The following is an 18,585-nucleotide window of genomic DNA, read 5'->3' as shown; positions in this document are numbered from 1 at the left end:
TGTAGGAATAGGCAATGACCGGAGAGCATAGGTCATTTCCGAACGGACCGTGTCTCCGTAGCATCAGGCTTCACAGATTCAGGAGCCACCATGAGCAATTCATCCGTCAAGACCTTCTTCATCACCGGCGTCAGCAGTGGCTTCGGTCGGGCTTTGTCCCAAGCTGCACTGAACGCGGGGCATCGCGTCATCGGTACGGTGCGCAGCGCCGAAGACGCGCTGGTATTCGAGGCGATGCATCCTGGCCAAGCCATTGCCCGACAGCTTGACGTTACTGACCATGCATCGGTCGAACGCGTGGCACTCGAAGTGGAAAAGACAATCGCGCCGGTCGATGTCATCGTCAACAATGCAGGCTACGGGCACGAGGGAGTCTTGGAAGAGAGCCCGCTCGAAGACATGCGGCGCCAGTTCGAGGTCAATGTCTTCGGTGCCGTGGCGGTCATCAAGGCCTTTCTTCCCTACATGCGTGCGCGCCGCAGTGGTCGAATCCTCAACATCACCTCGATGGGTGGCTTCATCACCATGCCCGGGATTGCCTATTACTGCGGCAGCAAGTTCGCGCTGGAAGGCATCTCCGAAGCGCTTGGAAAGGAGGTGGCCGCGCTTGGCATCGACGTGACGGCCGTCGCGCCGGGGTCATTCCGGACTGACTGGGCTGGGCGCTCCATGGTGCGTGCGCCGCGCAGCATCGGCGACTATGACGCACTGTTTGACCCAGTGCGAGCGCGTCGTCAAGCGGTCAGCGGCAAACAGCTCGGCGACCCGGCCAAGGCAGCCGCAGTCATGCTGGGAATCGCCACGGCCATCGAGAAGCCGCCAGCTCATCTGCTGCTTGGCAGCGATTCGCTGGAACTGGTGCGAGGCAAGTTGAACGCGATGCAGGCGGAGCTGGACCAATGGGCGGCTATGAGCCGATCCACCGACAGTCCAATGAACTGAACGCTAGGGATTGGTCTGGTGCCTCGACGTCTGCTGGCGACCGCGTGCCATTCTGCGAGGATGGGTGAGTGCCCGGTTTTGGCCGGGCAGTCAACTGGCGCGTGGAACAGCCTTACAGCGCGATTGATTCCCATGGTGACGGTCAGTGCAAGGAAGCCGCCTTCACCTGGCGTCCAGCATTTGTGGGAGCGGTCCTCGGAGCGAGACATCCGCAACCATCAAGCAGTTCAGTCGCTGAGAGCGCCAGTCTTCTTTGACCGCCCCCGCTCAGTACCGATATGGCCCAACCGTATTTGTGGCAGAGCCCTGGCGCAAGGTGTACGTTCGCGTTGCCGAGCGCCAGGCAAGCTTCGAGCGGGCGTCTCGCTCCTATGCGCCAACCGTGGCGGGCGCATGTCGAGAAGGCCGAGACCTCTCGTGGCGTCAGCCATCAGCGGCTTCCAAGCGATGGAACCTTAAGCGCCTGCGGGTTCGCGTCGCGAACGGTCCAAGTCATCTGGTAGCGCGTTTCGTCCAACGTCAGCGCCAGCTTTCGTTGAGGCGGATAGCTTGTCAGGGTCATCGAACCCACTACCAGGTCGTCCGCTCGATACCAGGTTCGCAGCCAAACTGGTGCGATGTCGGCGCTTGAACTTGACAAGCCCGCGACAACGCCTTGAATGCGCTCAAAGTGATTGGCGTTCGATCGCCGCAGCGATTCCATGGCGCCTGGTGTGTCCAGGTCGATGACTGGGCCGGCAAAGGCCGAACCAGCGAGCAGCCAAAGAACAAGCAGCGGGCGGTGGTTGGCATTCGACATCGAAACTCCTCGAGAGCCTGCTCTCCTCTGACCCTCGGGAGTGCCCTGAGTTCCAGAGCGGTTTCCCCCTGTGTGTGTTGCCTATGCCTCTCACGCGATGGCGCTCGGAGTCGCGAAGGGCGGCTGAAGGACTGCCTAAATCGCTTCGACTATGGCTGTTGGCGCCCAGCGCTATCTCTGGGGCTTCCACGACGAACGCACCGCCCACTGACGCCCGGCGCGCGTGCGGCAGAATCCGGCCAATTGCAGACCTTCGATGCAGTCCTCCGATCTTTTTTCCCTTCCTTCATGCGTAGTGGCTACCTATTTGCAGCGCTCGTGCTTCTCCACGTGAGCGGCTTTCTATTTCCACCCGAAACCCTTGCCCCGCTGATTGCCAGTTCGGTCTATCTGCCTCTCACGCTCCTGAAGATTACCGGACTGCCTGTCTACGCTTCCGGGGAAGCGTGGGGCTGGGCCAGTCCTTCGACCTTTGGATGGGCGGCGGTCATCATAATTTGGGGCCTCGCTTGGTGGTGGGTTGCCAAGCTTGCCACTCGCGGATTCCGTCGCCGAGGAGCCTCCAAGGAAGGCGCTGATGGCATCCGGGGCTAAGTCAGGGCCGGCTAGAAGTGACCGATCGGCCACTCCGCAGAATTCGCGGCTTGTCCGGAGTTAGCGGCGCGCGCACCACGCTTCCGTTCGGAGTCGAGGTCGCTTGACCTGAAGCGCGTGCAAACAAACCGGGGGTCATGGTCATCGGCCTCAGATAAGCGTTGGGCATGACAGAGAATCGGCCGCCATGAGCGATGGTTTCCTTGCCACACTGTCCTGGCCTTCGGCGCTTGCCTCCGTGTTCGCGCTGCTGATCGTCGTGCTGGGTCTCGTCATCTGGTCGATCCGCCGCCATCGCGACCCGCGGCTCGTCATCGACTGCGAAGCGCCGATCACCGAACTGCTGCCCTCGCTCTCGGGGCTGACGCAGGGCACCATTTACGAAGGCAACGCCGTCGAGCTGCTTGAGAACGGCACCTTCTTCGATGCCATGTTCGAGGAGATCCGCGCGGCCGCCTGCTCGGTGCACTTCGAGACCTTTCTGTGGAAGGACGGCGTTCTCGGCACGCGCTTGGTCGATGCGCTCGTCGAACGCCGCCGCGCCGGCGTGCCGGTGCGCGTGCTGGTTGACGCCGACGGCGGCAAGAAGATGGGCGAGGCCGCATCGCGCCGACTGCGGGAGGCTGGCTGCCGGCTCGAGATGCATCACCCGCGCCACGTGCGCAACATCGGTGTCTTCAACGACCGCGACCACCGCAAACTGGTGGTGGTCGACGGCAAGGTGGCGCTGGTCGGCGGCCATTGCATCGTCGACGGCTGGCTCGGTGACGGGCGCGAATGCGACAACGTGCGCGACCTCGGCGTTCGCCTGCGCGGGCCGATCGTGCATGCGGTGCAGGCCGCCTTCAGCGAGAACTGGGTGGAAGACACCGGCGAGCTCTTTGTCGGCGACGCGGTGTTCCCGCCGCTCGACCGCATGGGCGACGTGGCCGTGCACGTCGCGAGCATCAAGCCGGAAGGTTCGCCGCCGGCGGTGAAGATCCTGCACCACCTGGTGGTGTGCATCGCACGCCAGCGCATCCGCATCCAGAATCCCTACTTTCTGCCCGACAGCGAGGCGATCGATGCGCTGTGCGAGGCGGCGAAGCGCGGCGTCGACGTGCGCGTGATGGTGCCGTCGGCCGAAGCTTCCGACATGCCCATGGTGCAGCACGCCGCGCACCGAAACTTCCACCTGCTGCTCGCCGGCGGCGTGCGCATCTTCGAGTACCGGAAGTGCCTGCTGCACCAGAAGGTGATGACGGTGGACGGCGCGTGGTGCGCCATCGGTTCGAGCAATTTCGACGACCGCTCTTTCGAAACCAACGACGAGATCACGCTCGGCCTGCGCGACGACGCGCTGGCCGCGCAATTGGACGCCATCTTCGAGCGCGACGCGCGCGACTGCATCGAGCTGCAGACCGACGCGTGGGCACGCCGCGGCCTGTGGCACCGGTGCAAAGACAACGTGTTCTACGCGTTCAATGAACTGCTATGACAGGAAGCCGCGCGATCACGGACCTTCGGGCCGACAGGCGGTTGACGGCCATGAGCGGACCTTCGAATGTCAGCTCCACTGGCGCCTGCTCCTGTGCCAATAAATAACTTCAAGCTATAGAGGACGAAGTGGTCTTAGCAGTCTTTGGGACAATCTGGGTTGTCATTTCCGCTGCGGCCATTTTGCTCGGGTCGGCATACGGCTTGGATAGAGCAAGCCTTAGAAGCCAGCTTCGCGACACGCTGTCCGCCCCATTGGCGAAGGGCGTGATACATGCCGTGCTAGCGTTTATAGCTCTCTTCGGGTTCCTCATTCCTGTTGCTTATCCTTGGGCCGGCCTCGCCATCGGTATGGTTGCTTTGGTTTTGGCTGCCTAGCGCTGGCCAAAGTTTGGCTGACATGTTGGTCTTGGTGGCCGGCTACATTCGGCCAGAACCGGCCGTTCCGCGGTGGTGTCCAATTCGCCCGTTAGCCGACTTTCACTGCAGCTCGCGCACAATGGCGCCAACGCCACGAGGACATCATGAACGCCGTTGAAGTACAGCGATGGAATCAAGAGCTTGATGCGCTTTTGGAGTCCACCGGAGCTGTGGACAGGGACCTGTTCCTCCAGTTCGCGGATGCGCATTCGTACGATGCGGCTAGCTCGGTTGGGTGGCTGGAGGCTAAGCTTAATGTCCTTCAGTCGCGCCTCCGCAGTGGCCGGCCGCTCGACCTGTACTCCCCCTCGCTTGAGAGCGCCGTCCGGGCGGTGTCGATGGAGGACTTCGCCCTGTGGGTAACCCGCCATTTCCCTGCCGCCTCGCTGAACAGGCCTCATGCGTAGGTGGCGTCAAGCGGCCAGAAGCGGAAGTACGTCACGCCTGTCCAGTTCTTTGTACTCAAGCTGGGGGGCACCTTCGATCGGCGGCTACAGTCGCAGGGCATAGTCCACCCAATGTCATGAGTCTTGTTTGGCCCCAAACCCGAGCCGAAGTTAAAGCGGCAAGCTGGGTCGTGTTTCCTTTTCTAGTAGTCCCGCAGCTCGGCTTCATCGCGCTGCATTGGAGGCTGTACTTCACCAGCGATGCGCATCTTTGGAGCTTGGGTGCATCACTTACATTGGCGTTGCCATTGACGACGTTCGTCTTGTATCGGGCCTCACATGTAGCAGCGGTCGGCATTCATCCGCTGTGGCGGGCTGGCCATCAGGTTTCGGTCAAGCAGAGGCTTCTCGTATGGCTGGGCATGACCGCAGCCCGAGGGCACACCGCTGCCCCCGCGTGATCCCCGCATTGCGGAGCGCTGGCCGCCCGAGATCAAGCGACTCGTGGACAACATGCTGACGCTGTATCCGAAGACCGCCGAGGAGCGGCCACCGACCGTCCGGGAAATCGAGGAGAAGATGGGGATCACGCTGACCGAGAGGTCGCTATCGCCGAGGGAGGCTCGGGCCTACAGCCAACAGTTCGTTGTCGGTGGCACGCGGTATATGGACCCACCCTCAGGGAACCAGTTCGCTCCCAGCGCGCGCTACACCATCTTCCAGCGATCGGGGACGCAAGTCCTAACCCTGGTCATTTCACCGATAAGAAGTGGATATTGCCTTGATCCTTACGAACTGGCGGTCTATACCGGATCGACGTTTGTGGATCTAGATAGCTCGCCGTCTGCAGTTGCTCGGCGTTCGCCTCCGGCCCATGTCTGGGGGATGTTCAGTTGGAGCGAATCCGGACGCTATTTGGGACAGGGTTTGAGCATCAACGTAGGTCTGAAGAAAGACCCTGCCAATCAATCAATCATCAGTACCGGCTGCGTGAGCGAAATCAGCGTCGCCGGCGGTGGCGGATATCAGAAGCAAAAGGAAGAAACTAGCAAATGACAAACATCGCTGCAAATGCACTCGCTGGCCTCGGCGGGGCTGACCCGGCCCTTATCGTGTAGCCACGTCGAAATCTCAGGCAGCCAGTGCAGCACTACCAGAAAGATGGCGAGGCAGGCGGTCGTCTTGAGAAGAATGAAAAGTCTGGTCTGGGGTACGTTGGCATCGCGGGCGAGCCTTGGATGTAAATTCTGGCGCGGGCTCAAACGTCGGCTTGTGGCCGGCTGCAGCTGTTCGGGGCTGGCAACTGCACGGCACATCGTGGTCAGGTTTCATCACGCGCTGGGCGCGCTACTTGGTTGCGAGGAATGCCGCCACCAAGGCGTTCGCGTGCCCGTGTCCGACCTGGTGCTCGGCTTTCAGGCAGTTGACCAGCTCCATGTGCTTCAACGGACCCCGCTTCTCCAGAATACCCATCCAATGCGCTATTGGCTTGCCGTAGGTTTTCTCGATGGACGGAAAGTATGAGGCGGGTCCTTTTACCTTGGTGGTCTCGGCCATGGCTTCCTTTGAAGGGTGAGAGTTAGCTCGTGTTCCACGAGCGTGAGGCGTGGCTTCGGTTCGCTCGCGGCGCCCGAATCCTGCCACAAGATAGAACGTCAGCAATTGGCCGTTCGGAGCCATTCGATCAAGGCACGAGGGAGTAGCCCGCTCCGGCAAGGCAGCCGATGCAGAGGATGACGAAAAGCCAAACAGATTGATTGAGGTCACCAATGCCACGGAGCCTGCTGTACTGCTTTCGCTTCTCTTGTTCTGCCAGCGAGACATGCGCGACATCCTCACCCCAGCCCTTCGCGGTAAGGGCGAAGGGCACATCAGTTTCCGGTGACGAAAGTCGCGCCGCGTCATATGCGAGAAAGGCAAAGACGACCGCTACCGCGAGCAACACCCAGGTCAAAATCATTCCCTCAATTGTGCGTGAGCCGAGAATGCGGTCCACCGAGTTTCGACCGCAACAGCCCGCTTCTGGCCGTATGCTGTCTGCGACAAGCTCATTGCTTACGACGGACGTCTTCGATTACGAACCCCAAGGGGCTTGCGGTCAACTGAAGTGTCAGTGTCCCCTTCCTTCGCAAAGGCGTCCAAACGACCTTCCACAGAATCTGCGATTTCGTGAAGGTCAAGGCCGGCCGCCGTCTCATGGACAGCCGACCTCCGAAACGCAGGACCGATGAGCGAAGTGACGTCGATTTGCATGCTTTTTCGAGTTCGTCGTGGAGGTCCGGTGTTGGCCGGAAAGCGTCTCTAGCGGAAAAACGCGATGGCCTTGAAGAGCACACCGGTCAGGATGATGCCGCTGCAGAAGATGACGGCGAACTTTCCGCCCCAACCGGGAGCCCGCCAAAGCAGGCAGAACGACGACCAAGGGTTCAGTCGGGGTACGCCAGGTGTCTGCTTCCGGGGAAGGTGCTTGGCTTCAATCAACGCGATCGCCCCGATGCCAGCAAAGAAAAGTGCGAAGCCCAACGACATCAACGCAGATTGATACGCGCCGCGCTGTGACAAACCGACAGCTGCTACAGCGAAGAAAAGGACAACCGCACCAACCAGAACCCTAGTGAACCAGCTCACTCAATCTCCTATGGACCTGCTCGGCATGCCAAAGCTCCGCGGCCAATTGTTGCGCGCACTTCTGTGAGTGCGCACGCGCTCGCGATGGCCTTGTTGTGAGGCAGCCACGAAGGTCCGCTTGTGGCCGACTGTAGCCGGCCAGGCGCGTTCGCGTGGTTGTAGCGCCGAAGTCGAGATTTCATACCGCGCGAACTAAGTGGCCCCTATCTGGACGACGCTGTTCAAGGGGCTCACGCCCCCAACAACCTGATGGCCTTCATCGTTTTGGAAAGAGCTATCGACGCGGTCTCGTTCTCGCCATCCCAAATACCAGCAGCGCGCGGGCTGCATATCGCGGGTCACGTTGAGCTCATTGCCAGCCGTGTCCGCGTCGGCGATCATTGGAGCAGCCATCTCGATCGAGACCCTTGTTGATCAGTTGTCCTCTGGCAATGCTCACCAAAAAATGGATGCGCTTCGATGAGCAGTCGCGAGCCGCAAGTTCTTGAACCGCCGCCGCGCTGGGAGCCGCATGAGAAGCCCTCCATGCCCGGTTCGCCGGCCACGCTCGCCCACTCCCTGCCGCGGCGCGTGGCCTACGCACTGGTGGCGGTCCTCGTCGGCCTGACGGGAGGGTTGGGGGCCGCGCTTGTAACGGCCAACTTGTCCACCATTCAGGGCGAACTGGGCCTGACCCCCGTACAGGGCGCCTGGCTGCCTGCGGCCTATGTGATGGCCAACGTCACTGTCAACCTTCTGGTGTTCAAATTCCGCCAGCAGTATGGAATCCGGCTGTTTGCAGAGATGGGATTGGGCGTCTACGCCGCCCTGACGCTGATGCACCTGCTGGTGCACAACTTCGAGATGGCCCTGCTGGTGCGCGCGGCCAGTGGCTTCGCTGCGGCAACCACCGCGACGCTTGCGGTGCAATACATGCAGCAAGTCTTTCCCCGAACAAAGGCAGGGGCAGGCCTCGTGGTGGGCCTGACGCTGTCGCAACTGGCCACTCCGCTGGCCTGGCTGATGTCACCGAGTCTCCTGGATCTTGGTGACTGGCGCACGCTGTACGCCCTCGAGGCGGGCCTCGCGTTGTGCTCCTTCGCGGCCGTGGTGGTCCTCAAGCTGCCGGTGGGATTGCGCATCCGTGTGCTGGAGACGCGCGACTTCCTCACCTTCGCGTTGGTGGCGCCTGGCGTGGCGCTGCTGGCGGCGGTTTTGAGCCAGGGCCTGAATGTCTGGTGGATCGATACGCCCTGGCTGGCCTGGGCGCTGATCGGCGCGATCGGACTTCTCACCTGCGCGGCCATCGTCGAATACCGGCGTGAGTACCCGTTGTTGCAGATTCGCTGGCTGCTCAATGGGGCGACACTGCGCTTCATCTTTGGCGCCCTGATGATGCGCTTTCTCATGTCCGAGCAGACCTATGGCGCCGTGGGTCTGCTGCGCACGCTGGGCATGGGCCCGGACCAGTTGCAGCCGTTGTACGGGGTCATGCTCGTGGGCATGATCTGCGGCTTGACCTTCACGGCATTTTTCTTTGGGCAGAAGTCGTCGCAGGTCTTTCACATACTCGGCGCGATTGTTCTGATCGCTATCGGCGGCTGGATGGACCGTCACGCCACCAGCGACGTTCGGCCGCATGACTTCTTCGTCAGCCAGTTCATGATCTCGTTTGCCGCGGCCATGTTCATGGGCCCATTGATGCTCATCGGCGTCGGCCAGGCGCTCAAGCACGGGACGGACCACATGGTGACGTTCATCGTGCTGTTCTCGGTCACACAGACGTTGGGCGGCCTGACCGGGGCGGCGGTGCTGGGAACGCTGCAGGCGCAACGCACCACCCTCTACAGCCAGGCCATCAGCGCGCAGATGCAGCGCACCGACGCCAGCGTGATCCAGCGTATCAACCATGAGTCGCAATCGCTCGCACACATCATCACGGATCCCGTCCAGCGCACCGCACAAGGGACAGCCCAGCTCGCGCAAATCGTGCGCCGTGAAGCCTCAGTGCGCGCCTTCAATTACGTATTCACGGTCATTGGTGTGCTCGCGCTGGCCTTTCTCTCGTGGTCGCTCTATCGTGCGATCATCATCCTCAAGGCCGATCGCCCGCCTTCGGGGATCTCCGCGGCTGCAGCGGCTGGCGCCAGGGCACCGGTTGGGGCAGCAAGTCGCGTCTCCTAGACATATGGACGGCAGGACCATTGAGCATGCCTGACGACGCAAAGAACGACCCTTCGCAGCAGGTGCGTCCGCTCACGGATGGCCCCGACGAGGGAGATGACGCGCCAATGACCTCTGCTGCGCCCGCTTCTTCCGTCCCCCCGCCTGCCGATCCTCCCAAGCTTCTCAAGGCTTCGAGAATGACCACCGCCTTCATGGTCCTTGTGGCGCTTGCCGGCATCTCGCTGGTTCTGTGGGCGTGGCGGCTCGGCCCCTTCGCAACGGCAGAAGTCAGCACCGAGAACGCCTTCGTGCGAGGTCAGATGACGCTGCTGGCACCGCAGGTCAGCGGCTATGTGGCCGAGGTCGTCGTGGGCGATTTTCAGTATGTCAGGGCGGGAGACATACTGGTTCGCATCGATGACCGGACCTACGCGGAGAAGGTGCGGCAAGCGCACGCCCAGATCGCCAGCGCCGACGCACAACTGGCCAATGCGACCCAGACCCTCGCACAAAACCGGGCAAGTCTTGCGGCGAGCAAGGCCAGCCTGGCGTCGGCCGAGGCCGAGGCAAGCCGCGCCGAGATCGATCTGCGGCGCTCTCAGGACCTTGTCGCCCAAGGCTTCGTTTCAACGCGCGATCGCGACCAGGCAATGGCTACGGCGAAATTGGCGCGGGCGAACGTACTCAAGGCCCGCGCAGAAATCACCATTAGCGAGGAGACGATCAAGAGCACGGAGGTAGCCCGTGGCGGCCTGGAGGCCCAGGTCAAGATGGCGCAGGCGCAACTCGGACTCGCGGAGATCGATCTGGCCAACACTGTCATCCGCGCGCCGCGCGACGGGCAAGTGGGAGAGGCCACGGTGCGCCAGGGCCAGTTCGTAAGCGCGGGATCCCAGCTCATGTTCCTGGTGCCCGAGAAGATCTGGGTGGTGGCGAACCTGAAGGAAACGCAGATGGCCGACGTGCACGTGGGCCAGCCTGCACGTTTCAGGGTGGACGCTCTGAATCACGCCGAATTTACCGGGCGGGTCGAGCAGATTGCGCCTGCCACGGGTTCGGAGTTCAGCGTCCTGCGCGCAGACAACGCAACAGGCAACTTTACAAAGATCGTCCAGCGCCTGCCCGTGCGCATTGCCATCGACCCAGGCCAGGCACTGGCTGAACGTCTGCGCCCGGGTATGTCGGTGGTCGCACGGGTGGATACGGGCGCGCGAGGGAGCGCCACCGATGGTGCAGCTGCGCCATGAGGCGCTCCATGCATGCAGTGTAGAGCGCAAGCACCACACGCGTTTGCTAACGCCATGCGCTTTGGGCATATTGAAATCCAGTGCGCCGCTGCATGCTGGGCTGCCTTCGGTCGAGTCTCTGAACTTGAGCACTGGTCGCTTAAGAAGCACGACAGTCGAACATCGCGATGCCCGATTTGATGACCGAATTCGAGCGTCCATGATGGTTCAACTACCCGCGTCACTTATTGCGGGCGGTCGAACTGGATACCCTCACCTTGACCCCTGACGGCGGCTGAAGGGCAAACGCCTGCGCGTCCTTCGAGGTCAGTTCAGCGACCAAGTAACTGGGATGTTGAACTCCATAGGCTCCGGAACGCCCTTGCGCCGTCCCGGCACGTACTTCCAGCCGGAGACGGCATCGACCGCAGCTTGGTCGAGTTCCTGATACCCGCTCGATTGCATCACCCTAGCCTGCGATGGCCGACCTTCCACGTCAACAAGCACTCGCACGATGGTTTTGCCCTGCTGGCCGAGCCGCTTCGCCGTCGCGGGGTACACGGGCTTTTGGTTCTTCGACGGTTCCGCCTTCGGCGAAGCAGATACGAAAGGCTCGCTGCCTGCTGCCTGAGCGGATTGCTCCCTCGATGGGGTGTTGCACGCGCTGAGAATCGCGGCGACTGCGAGGACAGCGCTGAATGAGCGAAGCTGCGTAATCATGCCTGCAATTCTTGGGTGCTTGGATGGCCGGCATCCTGCCACAACGCCCTGGGTGCGCGCCACGCGCAGTGAGCTGTGATGCAGACGCTGATCGTTAGCGCCCTTAGGCTGCGCTCGGCGAGTATGTGAGACGCGCCATGCGAGGCGAGACCGACTGGCTACGAGCGGCCCATTTCGGTCGCGGCGCGAAGCGCGTGCACACCGGCTCCGTGGTTGTAGGGGTGAGCGCTGCTGCCCTGTTGGGCAATGCCGCGGTGGCGGAACGCTGAATGAACGCCGAATGCGCACTCGAATGTCTGCATGTAGCGCGGTCGTCTGACAAAGGTGACTCTGCTTGGCAGGTATGAACTACATGCCACCCCGTTCCGGATCTCTGGTGTGGATGACCGCGGCGAGAGGGAGAGTGCGCCACTGCTGGAAGGCGATGCAAATGCCCGTGCGCGGACAAGACAACTTTCTGATCTTCGGCTCCCCGAGGATTGAGGAAGACGAGATTCGGGAAATTGAGGCCGTGATGCGATCCGGCTGGCTCGGCACAGGCCCCCGGGTTGACCAGTTCGAGCGCGAGTTCGCCCGCTACCGCGGCGCGCCCCATGCCGTGGCATTGAATTCCTGTTCGGCGGCGCTGCATGTCGCGCTGCTGGCCTCGGGCGTCGGGCCGGGTGACGAAGTCATCACGACGCCGCTGACCTTCTGCGCCACGGCCAACGCCATCATTCACGCGGGGGCAACGCCGGTGCTTGCCGACATCGATCCAAGGACGCTGAATATCGATCCCGCGCAGGTGCGCGCCAGTCTGACCTCCCGCACACGCGCCATCGTCCCGGTTCATTTTGCAGGGCGCCCCTGCGAGATGGATGCACTCATGTCGATGGCGCGGGACCAAAAGCTCAAGGTCATCGAGGATTGCGCCCACGCGATCGAAACGCAGTACCACGGCCGCAACGTCGGCACGATCGGCGACTTCGGGTGCTTCTCGTTCTATGTGACCAAGAACCTCATGACCGGTGAAGGTGGCATGGTGCTCGCGCGGCGGGAGGAAGACGCGGCGCTCATCAAGGTTCTTGGCCTGCACGGCATGACCAAAGATGCCTGGAAGCGATTCGGCGACGATGGCTACAAGCACTACCACGTCGTCGCGGCGGGCTTCAAGTACAACATGATGGACTTGCAGGCGGCGATCGGCCTCAAGCAGCTTGCGCGGGTCGAGGCCTACTGGCTTCGGCGCAAGGCGATCTGGGAGAGGTACATGGACGAACTGTCCGTCCTGCCGATCGATCTGCCGCCGAGGCCCGCGCCGGACACGCGGCATGCACACCACCTCTTCAGCATTCAGGTCGACAAGGTGCGCTGTGGCGTTGCGCGCGACGAATTTCTCGATGCCATGACGGCGCAAGGGATCGGCATCGGGGTGCACTACCTCGCATTGACCGAGCACCCGTACTACCAGCAGGCCTTCGGGTGGCGGCCGGAAGACACACCGCACGCCACGGAAGTCGGCCGACGAACGGTGTCCTTGCCGATCTCCGCCAAGCTGACCGATCAGGACGTCACCGATGTGATTTCCGCGGTACGACTCGTTCTGAAGTGACCTCCGCACGGACGGTCACGCCATGCAGATTTCCATCCTCATCCCGGCCTACGCACGACCGGAGCAACTTGGCGAGGCGCTCGAAAGCATCTTCGTCCAAGACCGCTCGCTGATTGGTGAAATCATCGTCGGCGATGACAGCCCGTCCATATTCTGGCCGAGAAACCAGGCGGTCATTGTCGCCAGCGGCTTGTCGGACCTCATCGACTATGTGCCGAGCGACCCGCCCAAGGGAACGTATCCCAATCAGTGGTTTCTGGCTTCGAGGGCGAAGTTCGATCATCTGCTGTTCCTGCACAACGACGATCTTCTCCGCCCTGGCGCATTGCGGGTGTTGGCTGACGCTCGTGCCAACGAGAGCGATCCGCGCGTGAAGCTCTGGTTTGGCAGGCAGCAGGTAATCGACGAATCGGGTGCGGTTGACCCTAGGAAATCTGTGGTCAACGATCTCTGGTACGGCAGGCAAGGGCCGGCCTGCGCGCGGCCTGTGTGGGAATGGTGTCTGACCGAGTCCATCCCGTCCGATGCGTTCCTGGTGGAGAGAGCCACGTATCTGCAGCTCATGCAAGGCGAGCGCGATGGCAATGTCGGAGACTGGGCCTTCTCCGTCCGGCTGGCCAACAGCGGAAACTGGGCGCGGTTCGTTGCGCAAACCGTCTCACGCTATAGGGTGCAGAGCGGGTCGGTCACGAGCGGCGGGCGTGGCGTCGACGCGCATCGGGCGTTTGAATTCGCTCGCGAGCTGCGCATTCCGCCCGAATTTGAAGAGGCGAGGGCCAAGCGTTTCTATCCACACATGCTGGTCGTGGCGAGTCGCTATGTGCGCGACGGCGAGCGAATGAATGGATGGCGAGCCTTCCTGTCACCCCATATCCCGTGGTGGCAGCGATTCACACCGCGCTCGGCAAGGGTGCTGGTGATGCTGTCCACGCCGCGCTCGCTTTGGCGATGGGCACTACGCTACAAGGACTGAGCGCCCGCCGGCCATCGCACGCCCTGCAGATGGGGCGGCCTGCCTCAGGGGATGACATACGACCATCTGGGCACGGCGCTGAACCTTAAACCGGAGGAATCATCGCCGCCGCCTGGAACTGCTAGTCAACTGCCTATGGGCTGGACAGGGCGGCAGTTCGCCCGTGCATCAGGTATCTGAGCCATCTCCCTGAACGAACTGCGACGAGTGCCCGAGACCATCCTGAGGTCCTGTCGATCATCAGTCAACGCAGCGCTGCTTTGGACGTTCATCCGCTCATTCCAACGCCCGGCACGGCCCCCTGATCGGGCTTAGCTGATCGTCGGCGCCGCACCTTGGAAATAGGGGGAGATTTCGCTCAACATGACCCCCCCGTGCAAGGCTGTCGCCGGGCGGCGGCGCTGTTTGAAGAATCGAAGCATTTGCTCGCTGGCGTCTGGCCCCAGGGGATCTGCATACGATCCCGCCTTGCGGCCACCGGACCAGGCGTGCCCGCCCTCATGCAGAATCCAGTGCTCCCCGTAAACTATTTCGTCTGCCCCAACGTACTCGCGGCGCGTGAATCCGCGGCCCTCGTATCCAACGTGCTGTCGAGTCTCTTTGATGCTATTCGACCCGAATGAGGCTTCCATGACTTGGCGGCCATTGATGGGATTCACGATGATGTCCATGTCGCCGTGAAAGACGATCGTTGGCATCCCAGTCGGAGCGGTTTCGGCCCGCTCCGACCCACGCATGGCGGCAAGACCTGACGACAGGTCAGTTCCAGCCAACGCCGCCAAGCCCGAGTGCACGCCCACCGCGGAGTAGATGTCAGGAAAGAGGTCGCCGAGCAATGCCGCCATCGCACCCCCCGCGGACAACCCAGCTACGTAGATGCGGTCGGGGTCAACGTGGAGATCTCTCGCGACCTCCGACGTCAGCGAAGTGAGGCGCGCAGGCTCACCTCGCGTGCGCGACTGGTGCGCGGCGTCAAACCAGTTCCAGCACTGCTGTGCGTTGTGGCGAGCACTCTGAGCAGGGTACAGGACCACGAAGCCATGTCGTTCGGCCGCGGCGTTCATTGCCGTTCCGGCTGCGAAATCAACCGGATCTTGCCAGGCACCATGAAGCATCACAACCATGGGTGCTCGACGTCGAGGTGCGCTGTCGGCCACAAAGAGGCAATGGCTTTCGTGGCTTTCGGTCATCGGTGGCGAATCCGGTGTCATCGATGGCGCCACTGCCAAGAATGAGGCACTGATTTCCGAGGCCATGTCGAACCACGAGGCTATCGGGTTGGGGAAGGGAGAGATTTTGCGCATTGCAGCAATTTCGTCCGGTCGACTAATCGCTTGGGTGATCCGATCGCGCGGAAGGAGGTAGGCGCATAGGCCGGGGGCCAATTTCGGAATGGTTCGCCCCTGAAGATTGCAAACCTCGAGAAAGCCGGCGCAACCTTCGTCTCACCCCTGCACCATTTGGCAAGGCTGGGTGGATCTTGGGGAGGATAGAGTTAGGGTAGCGGAGACATGTTGCACGTGCAGGGCATCATGTTCGTACGGGATCAGCTACAAGTCGTCGAGCGGGCGCGCTGCGTTTCGTGCGAGCATTCGTCGATGAAGTTGCAGGCGCTGGAATCCAGGGCCCAGCCAATGCAGGCCGGATCCATGCCTTCGCTTCTGATCGCGATGCACAATCTGCACGTGCCTCGGTAATGCAACTCTGCGTGCGCGGGACTGCAGTTCGAGTCGGTGCGGTCGATATGAACGGACCAGCCGCGGTACTCGAAGTCCGCGTCTCCGTCGGAGTGGGTCATTTATCGCTCCCTTGCGGCCGAACTCCCGCTTGTTCGCGGTCAAGTGACTGGAGGATCATTCTCGCGGCCGAAATGGCGATGCTTGCCCATTGCACCAATGAAATCGGCGATTGCCTCGTCGGCGGCAGAAGCGTCGGCAAGGATCAATCCAGGATCCGCTGAACCATCGGGCATCGTCATCGGTATCTGGGCTTCGGCGAGCAATGCTTGCGACGAACCGAAAGCCAGGATGGTCTTGCAATGCCAGTATTGAACGCGCAGGAATTCGAGTGTGTGCGCGTCTGCGTCCAGGGCCGCCACTGCATCTTCACCGTCCGGAAGAACGAGCGCGTCGAAGAGGAAGCCGGGTGAGTTCTCCATCGTTGCGTCGGCGGCGAACTTCTCGCCGCCGATGCCCACGTAGGTTCCGAGACGGGGCGCCACGAGGCGCGGCACAGCACCTGCCGCCACCAGAGACGACACAAGTTTGCCAAGCGACTTGCCTTCGACCCCGTTGGCGACAAGCACGGCGACCTTGCGCGTACGGATACCGCCATCGCCTGGCCGCGCAAACAGCGACAAGGTCGGCGAACTCTCGACCTCGGGAGTTGCGGGGTTCTCGAGCGCTTTGGGCAGAGGTGTCGGGAGCTCCATTCCCAAGTCTTGCGCGAGGCGCGCCGCCAGTTCGGGTGAAGCGTTAAGCAAGCTTGCGACGACGCGCTCGCGGATTGCTGGCACGGTGACTTTCGACAGCTCGAAGCGGAACGCGTTGCCGATGTGGGCCTTTTCCACGTCAGACTGGCTCTCGAAAAACAGTCGCGCTTGCGTGTAGTGGTCAGCGAACTTTTCGGGCTTGATGCGGACCTTGTCCGCGCTCTCTTTCGCGTCGATGCGTCGGGCCACGCTGGTGAAGCCCTGGGCCGCTCCAGCCTGGAAGGGACATCCTCCCGCAAGCGAGTTGGGCTCATAGGCCACCCGTCCGCGATGGATCGCTTGGCGGTGCATGCCGTCGCGCTGGTTATTGTGAACTTGCGCAATCGGCGCATTGATCGGCAGTTCGTGGAAGTTTGGCCCGCCGAGGCGGCTGATCTGCGTGTCGACGTAGGAATGGATGCGACCTGCAAGCAGCGGATCATTCGTGAAGTCCAGGCCAGGCACGATGTGGGCGGTGCAGAACGCCACCTGCTCGGTTTCAGCGAAGAAGTTGTCGGGGTTGCGATTCAGGACCATGCGCCCGACGATCTGCACCGGAACCAGCTCCTCGGGAATGATCTTGGTCGCGTCCAGAATGTCGAAGCTGAACTGCTCGGCCTGCTCCTCCGTAAAGATCTGCAAGCCAAGCTCCCACTCTGGATACTCGCCGGCCTCGATCGCCTCCCAAAGATCGCGCCTATGGAAGTCCGGATCGGCGCCGGAAATCTTCACGGCCTCTTCCCAGACCTGCGAATGCGTACCGAGCTTGGGCTGCCAGTGAAACTTGACGAGCACCGACTCTCCGGCGTCATTGACGAGGCGGAAGGTGTGGACGCCAAACCCCTGCATCATTCGGTAGCTACGTGGAATCGCGCGGTCCGACATCAGCCACATCAGCATGTGCGTCGACTCGGGCATCAGCGAGACAAAGTCCCAGAAGGTGTCGTGAGCGCTTGCAGCCTGCGGCATCTGGTGATGTGGCTCGGGCTTCACGGCGTGGACGAGGTCTGGGAACTTGATCGCGTCCTGGATGAAGAACACCGGCATGTTGTTGCCCACCAGATCCCAATTGCCTTCGTCGGTATAGAACTTGACCGCGAAGCCGCGCACGTCGCGCGCCGTGTCCTTGGAGCCGCGCTCGCCGGCCACCGTCGAGAAGCGCACGAAGACTGGGGTGATCTTGCCGGCGGCCTTGAAAGGGGCAGCCTTGGTGTATTGGGTCAGCGGTTCATAACACTCGAAGAAGCCGTGCGCGCCCGATCCGCGCGCATGCACGATGCGTTCGGGAATGCGCTCATGGTCGAAGTGCGTGATCTTCTCTCGGAGGATGAAGTCTTCCAGCAACGCCGGTCCGCGCGCGCCGGCCTTGAGTGAGTTCTGGTTGTCGGCAATGGCTACGCCCTGGTTGGTCGTCAACACCTGCCCGCCGGAGTCCACACGGACGCGATCGAGCGTGTCGATCGTGGCATTGACTCCTTCGAGCGCCACGGTGCCGGTCTTTCCGGAGAAGTTCTGTTCGGAGAGCGTGCTGCCGGTGGGCAACCTCGAGGGAGGACTCACGCTGACCCCAACCGGCGGTGTCGGTGCGTTCGGCTCTCCGTATTCCAAGGGCTTGTTCGTGTTGGCAGGCATCCCGCCAGCGAGCGCCTGGGTGTCGATCGCCTTTTGGGCAGGCGGGTCGCCTTTACCCGCGGCGGGCGGCGCAGGTGTGGCTGGGCCACTGTCGGTATTTCGTGCCGCGGCGCGAGCCGCATCGAGTTCGGCTGAAGGTGTAGGGGTTTTTTTGGTGGCCATGGCAGTCTCGTTCGAAGGGAGCGCGAGCCTAGGCGTCGAATATTCCTACTCTTGTAGGAAATCGTCGCGACAGGGGGTGCTCGTTCGAACTCCAAGACGCTACTGGCCGAGGGCGTTGTCGATCTGGAACCGAAGCCACGCGGGCAAAAGACCGGGCCGCTTGCCGCAGGCCGAGCCTTGCGCCGGCTGCGACCGTGTGCGGCGGCGCCCATGGGCAGCCGGTGTGAGCCACAGCGGCGCGAGAGCTCTCGCCTAAGGCCCAAGTGCCGATACTCGATCGACGGGACGGACTCTGTGCACGCCGTCGGTCATCGATGATCGCGTGGCTCTCAGCCGCCGCCGATGCCGACGGTCACCTTTCCAGTACCCTGGCACGCGCTAAAGGTTTGCCCAGCACCGTCCTTGCCGGTGCCGCCGCAGA

16 protein-coding genes are annotated in these 18,585 nt (G+C 62.1%); 8 read left to right on the top strand and 8 right to left on the bottom strand.

Annotated elements, in window-relative coordinates:
- Positions 1 to 90 precede the first annotated feature (90 nt).
- Positions 91 to 942, top strand: a complete 852-nt coding sequence (locus QTH90_RS29870) for an oxidoreductase (protein ID WP_286668204.1) — start codon at positions 91 to 93, stop codon at positions 940 to 942.
- 430 nt (positions 943 to 1,372) lie between these two features.
- Here the strand turns inward: QTH90_RS29870 and QTH90_RS29865 are convergent, their stop codons facing one another.
- Positions 1,373 to 1,741, bottom strand: coding sequence for a hypothetical protein (locus QTH90_RS29865; protein WP_286668203.1), 369 nt, complete (start codon positions 1,739 to 1,741; stop codon positions 1,373 to 1,375).
- A gap of 781 nt (positions 1,742 to 2,522) precedes the next feature.
- Here QTH90_RS29865 and QTH90_RS29860 point away from each other — a divergent pair.
- From QTH90_RS29860 to QTH90_RS29850, 3 genes are all read left to right on the top strand, one after another.
- The gene (locus QTH90_RS29860; RefSeq protein ID WP_286668202.1) at positions 2,523 to 3,812 is read left to right on the top strand and encodes a phospholipase D-like domain-containing protein; all 1,290 of its coding nucleotides are present in this window, start codon (positions 2,523 to 2,525) and stop codon (positions 3,810 to 3,812) included.
- 523 nt (positions 3,813 to 4,335) lie between these two features.
- The gene (locus QTH90_RS29855; protein WP_286668201.1) at positions 4,336 to 4,638 is read left to right on the top strand and encodes a hypothetical protein; all 303 of its coding nucleotides are present in this window, start codon (positions 4,336 to 4,338) and stop codon (positions 4,636 to 4,638) included.
- Positions 4,639 to 5,121: 483 nt separating this feature from the next.
- Positions 5,122 to 5,673, top strand: coding sequence for a hypothetical protein (locus QTH90_RS29850; RefSeq protein WP_286668200.1), 552 nt, complete (start codon positions 5,122 to 5,124; stop codon positions 5,671 to 5,673).
- 291 nt (positions 5,674 to 5,964) lie between these two features.
- On the opposite strand, the gene QTH90_RS29845 is transcribed toward QTH90_RS29850, so the two are convergent.
- The 3 genes from QTH90_RS29845 to QTH90_RS29835 form a co-directional block, all read right to left on the bottom strand.
- Complete coding sequence (locus QTH90_RS29845; RefSeq protein ID WP_286668199.1) at positions 5,965 to 6,174, bottom strand: DUF4287 domain-containing protein; 210 nt, start codon at positions 6,172 to 6,174, stop codon at positions 5,965 to 5,967.
- 127 nt (positions 6,175 to 6,301) lie between these two features.
- Complete coding sequence (locus QTH90_RS29840; RefSeq protein WP_286668198.1) at positions 6,302 to 6,613, bottom strand: hypothetical protein; 312 nt, start codon at positions 6,611 to 6,613, stop codon at positions 6,302 to 6,304.
- 305 nt (positions 6,614 to 6,918) lie between these two features.
- A complete protein-coding gene (locus QTH90_RS29835; protein WP_286668197.1) occupies positions 6,919 to 7,245 on the bottom strand; it encodes a hypothetical protein in 327 nt (108 codons plus the stop codon).
- A gap of 459 nt (positions 7,246 to 7,704) precedes the next feature.
- Here QTH90_RS29835 and QTH90_RS29830 point away from each other — a divergent pair, with 459 nt between their 5' ends.
- Together QTH90_RS29830 and QTH90_RS29825 are read left to right on the top strand one after the other, a co-directional pair.
- Entirely contained in the window at positions 7,705 to 9,408 is a 1,704-nt protein-coding gene (locus tag QTH90_RS29830; protein ID WP_286668196.1) for an MFS transporter, read from the top strand.
- 179 nt (positions 9,409 to 9,587) lie between these two features.
- Positions 9,588 to 10,637, top strand: a complete 1,050-nt coding sequence (locus QTH90_RS29825) for an HlyD family secretion protein (RefSeq protein ID WP_353506649.1) — start codon at positions 9,588 to 9,590, stop codon at positions 10,635 to 10,637.
- 306 nt (positions 10,638 to 10,943) lie between these two features.
- On the opposite strand, the gene QTH90_RS29820 is transcribed toward QTH90_RS29825, so the two are convergent.
- Positions 10,944 to 11,336 (bottom strand): energy transducer TonB, encoded by a 393-nt coding sequence (locus QTH90_RS29820; protein WP_286668195.1) that lies wholly within the window; start codon positions 11,334 to 11,336, stop codon positions 10,944 to 10,946.
- A 343-nt stretch (positions 11,337 to 11,679) separates the two neighbouring features.
- Here QTH90_RS29820 and QTH90_RS29815 point away from each other — a divergent pair, with 343 nt between their 5' ends.
- Together QTH90_RS29815 and QTH90_RS29810 are read left to right on the top strand one after the other, a co-directional pair.
- The gene (locus tag QTH90_RS29815) at positions 11,680 to 12,927 is read left to right on the top strand and encodes a DegT/DnrJ/EryC1/StrS family aminotransferase (RefSeq protein ID WP_353506652.1); all 1,248 of its coding nucleotides are present in this window, start codon (positions 11,680 to 11,682) and stop codon (positions 12,925 to 12,927) included.
- A 22-nt stretch (positions 12,928 to 12,949) separates the two neighbouring features.
- Positions 12,950 to 13,900 carry a glycosyltransferase family 2 protein gene (locus QTH90_RS29810; protein WP_286668193.1) on the top strand — a complete coding sequence of 317 codons (951 nt, stop codon included), beginning with the start codon at positions 12,950 to 12,952 and terminating at the stop codon, positions 13,898 to 13,900.
- Between the two features lie 311 nt (positions 13,901 to 14,211).
- On the opposite strand, the gene QTH90_RS29805 is transcribed toward QTH90_RS29810, so the two are convergent.
- The 3 genes from QTH90_RS29805 to QTH90_RS29795 form a co-directional block, all read right to left on the bottom strand.
- Positions 14,212 to 15,204 (bottom strand): extracellular catalytic domain type 1 short-chain-length polyhydroxyalkanoate depolymerase, encoded by a 993-nt coding sequence (locus QTH90_RS29805; RefSeq protein ID WP_286668192.1) that lies wholly within the window; start codon positions 15,202 to 15,204, stop codon positions 14,212 to 14,214.
- 242 nt (positions 15,205 to 15,446) lie between these two features.
- Positions 15,447 to 15,698, bottom strand: coding sequence for a hypothetical protein (locus tag QTH90_RS29800; RefSeq protein WP_286668191.1), 252 nt, complete (start codon positions 15,696 to 15,698; stop codon positions 15,447 to 15,449).
- 39 nt (positions 15,699 to 15,737) lie between these two features.
- Positions 15,738 to 18,164, bottom strand: coding sequence for a catalase (locus QTH90_RS29795; RefSeq protein ID WP_286668190.1), 2,427 nt, complete (start codon positions 18,162 to 18,164; stop codon positions 15,738 to 15,740).
- Between the last annotated feature and the right edge of the window lie 421 nt (positions 18,165 to 18,585).

The organism is Variovorax flavidus (assembly GCF_030317145.1).
Classification (GTDB): Bacteria; Pseudomonadota; Gammaproteobacteria; order Burkholderiales; family Burkholderiaceae_C; genus Variovorax; species Variovorax flavidus.
The sequence above is the reverse complement of the archived record's forward strand: the minus strand, read 5'-3'. Positions and strand labels throughout refer to the sequence as shown.

Coding starts and splice junctions, on each gene's coding strand:
- QTH90_RS29870 (WP_286668204.1), top strand. CDS start 91: ATGAGCAATTCATCCGTCAAGACCTTCTTCATCACCGGCGTCAGCAGT.
- QTH90_RS29865 (WP_286668203.1), bottom strand. CDS start 1,741: ATGTCGAATGCCAACCACCGCCCGCTGCTTGTTCTTTGGCTGCTCGCT.
- QTH90_RS29860 (WP_286668202.1), top strand. CDS start 2,523: ATGAGCGATGGTTTCCTTGCCACACTGTCCTGGCCTTCGGCGCTTGCC.
- QTH90_RS29855 (WP_286668201.1), top strand. CDS start 4,336: ATGAACGCCGTTGAAGTACAGCGATGGAATCAAGAGCTTGATGCGCTT.
- QTH90_RS29845 (WP_286668199.1), bottom strand. CDS start 6,174: ATGGCCGAGACCACCAAGGTAAAAGGACCCGCCTCATACTTTCCGTCC.
- QTH90_RS29830 (WP_286668196.1), top strand. CDS start 7,705: ATGAGCAGTCGCGAGCCGCAAGTTCTTGAACCGCCGCCGCGCTGGGAG.
- QTH90_RS29825 (WP_353506649.1), top strand. CDS start 9,588: ATGACCACCGCCTTCATGGTCCTTGTGGCGCTTGCCGGCATCTCGCTG.
- QTH90_RS29820 (WP_286668195.1), bottom strand. CDS start 11,336: ATGATTACGCAGCTTCGCTCATTCAGCGCTGTCCTCGCAGTCGCCGCG.
- QTH90_RS29815 (WP_353506652.1), top strand. CDS start 11,680: ATGAACTACATGCCACCCCGTTCCGGATCTCTGGTGTGGATGACCGCG.
- QTH90_RS29810 (WP_286668193.1), top strand. CDS start 12,950: ATGCAGATTTCCATCCTCATCCCGGCCTACGCACGACCGGAGCAACTT.
- QTH90_RS29805 (WP_286668192.1), bottom strand. CDS start 15,204: ATGCGCAAAATCTCTCCCTTCCCCAACCCGATAGCCTCGTGGTTCGAC.
- QTH90_RS29800 (WP_286668191.1), bottom strand. CDS start 15,698: ATGACCCACTCCGACGGAGACGCGGACTTCGAGTACCGCGGCTGGTCC.
- QTH90_RS29795 (WP_286668190.1), bottom strand. CDS start 18,164: ATGGCCACCAAAAAAACCCCTACACCTTCAGCCGAACTCGATGCGGCT.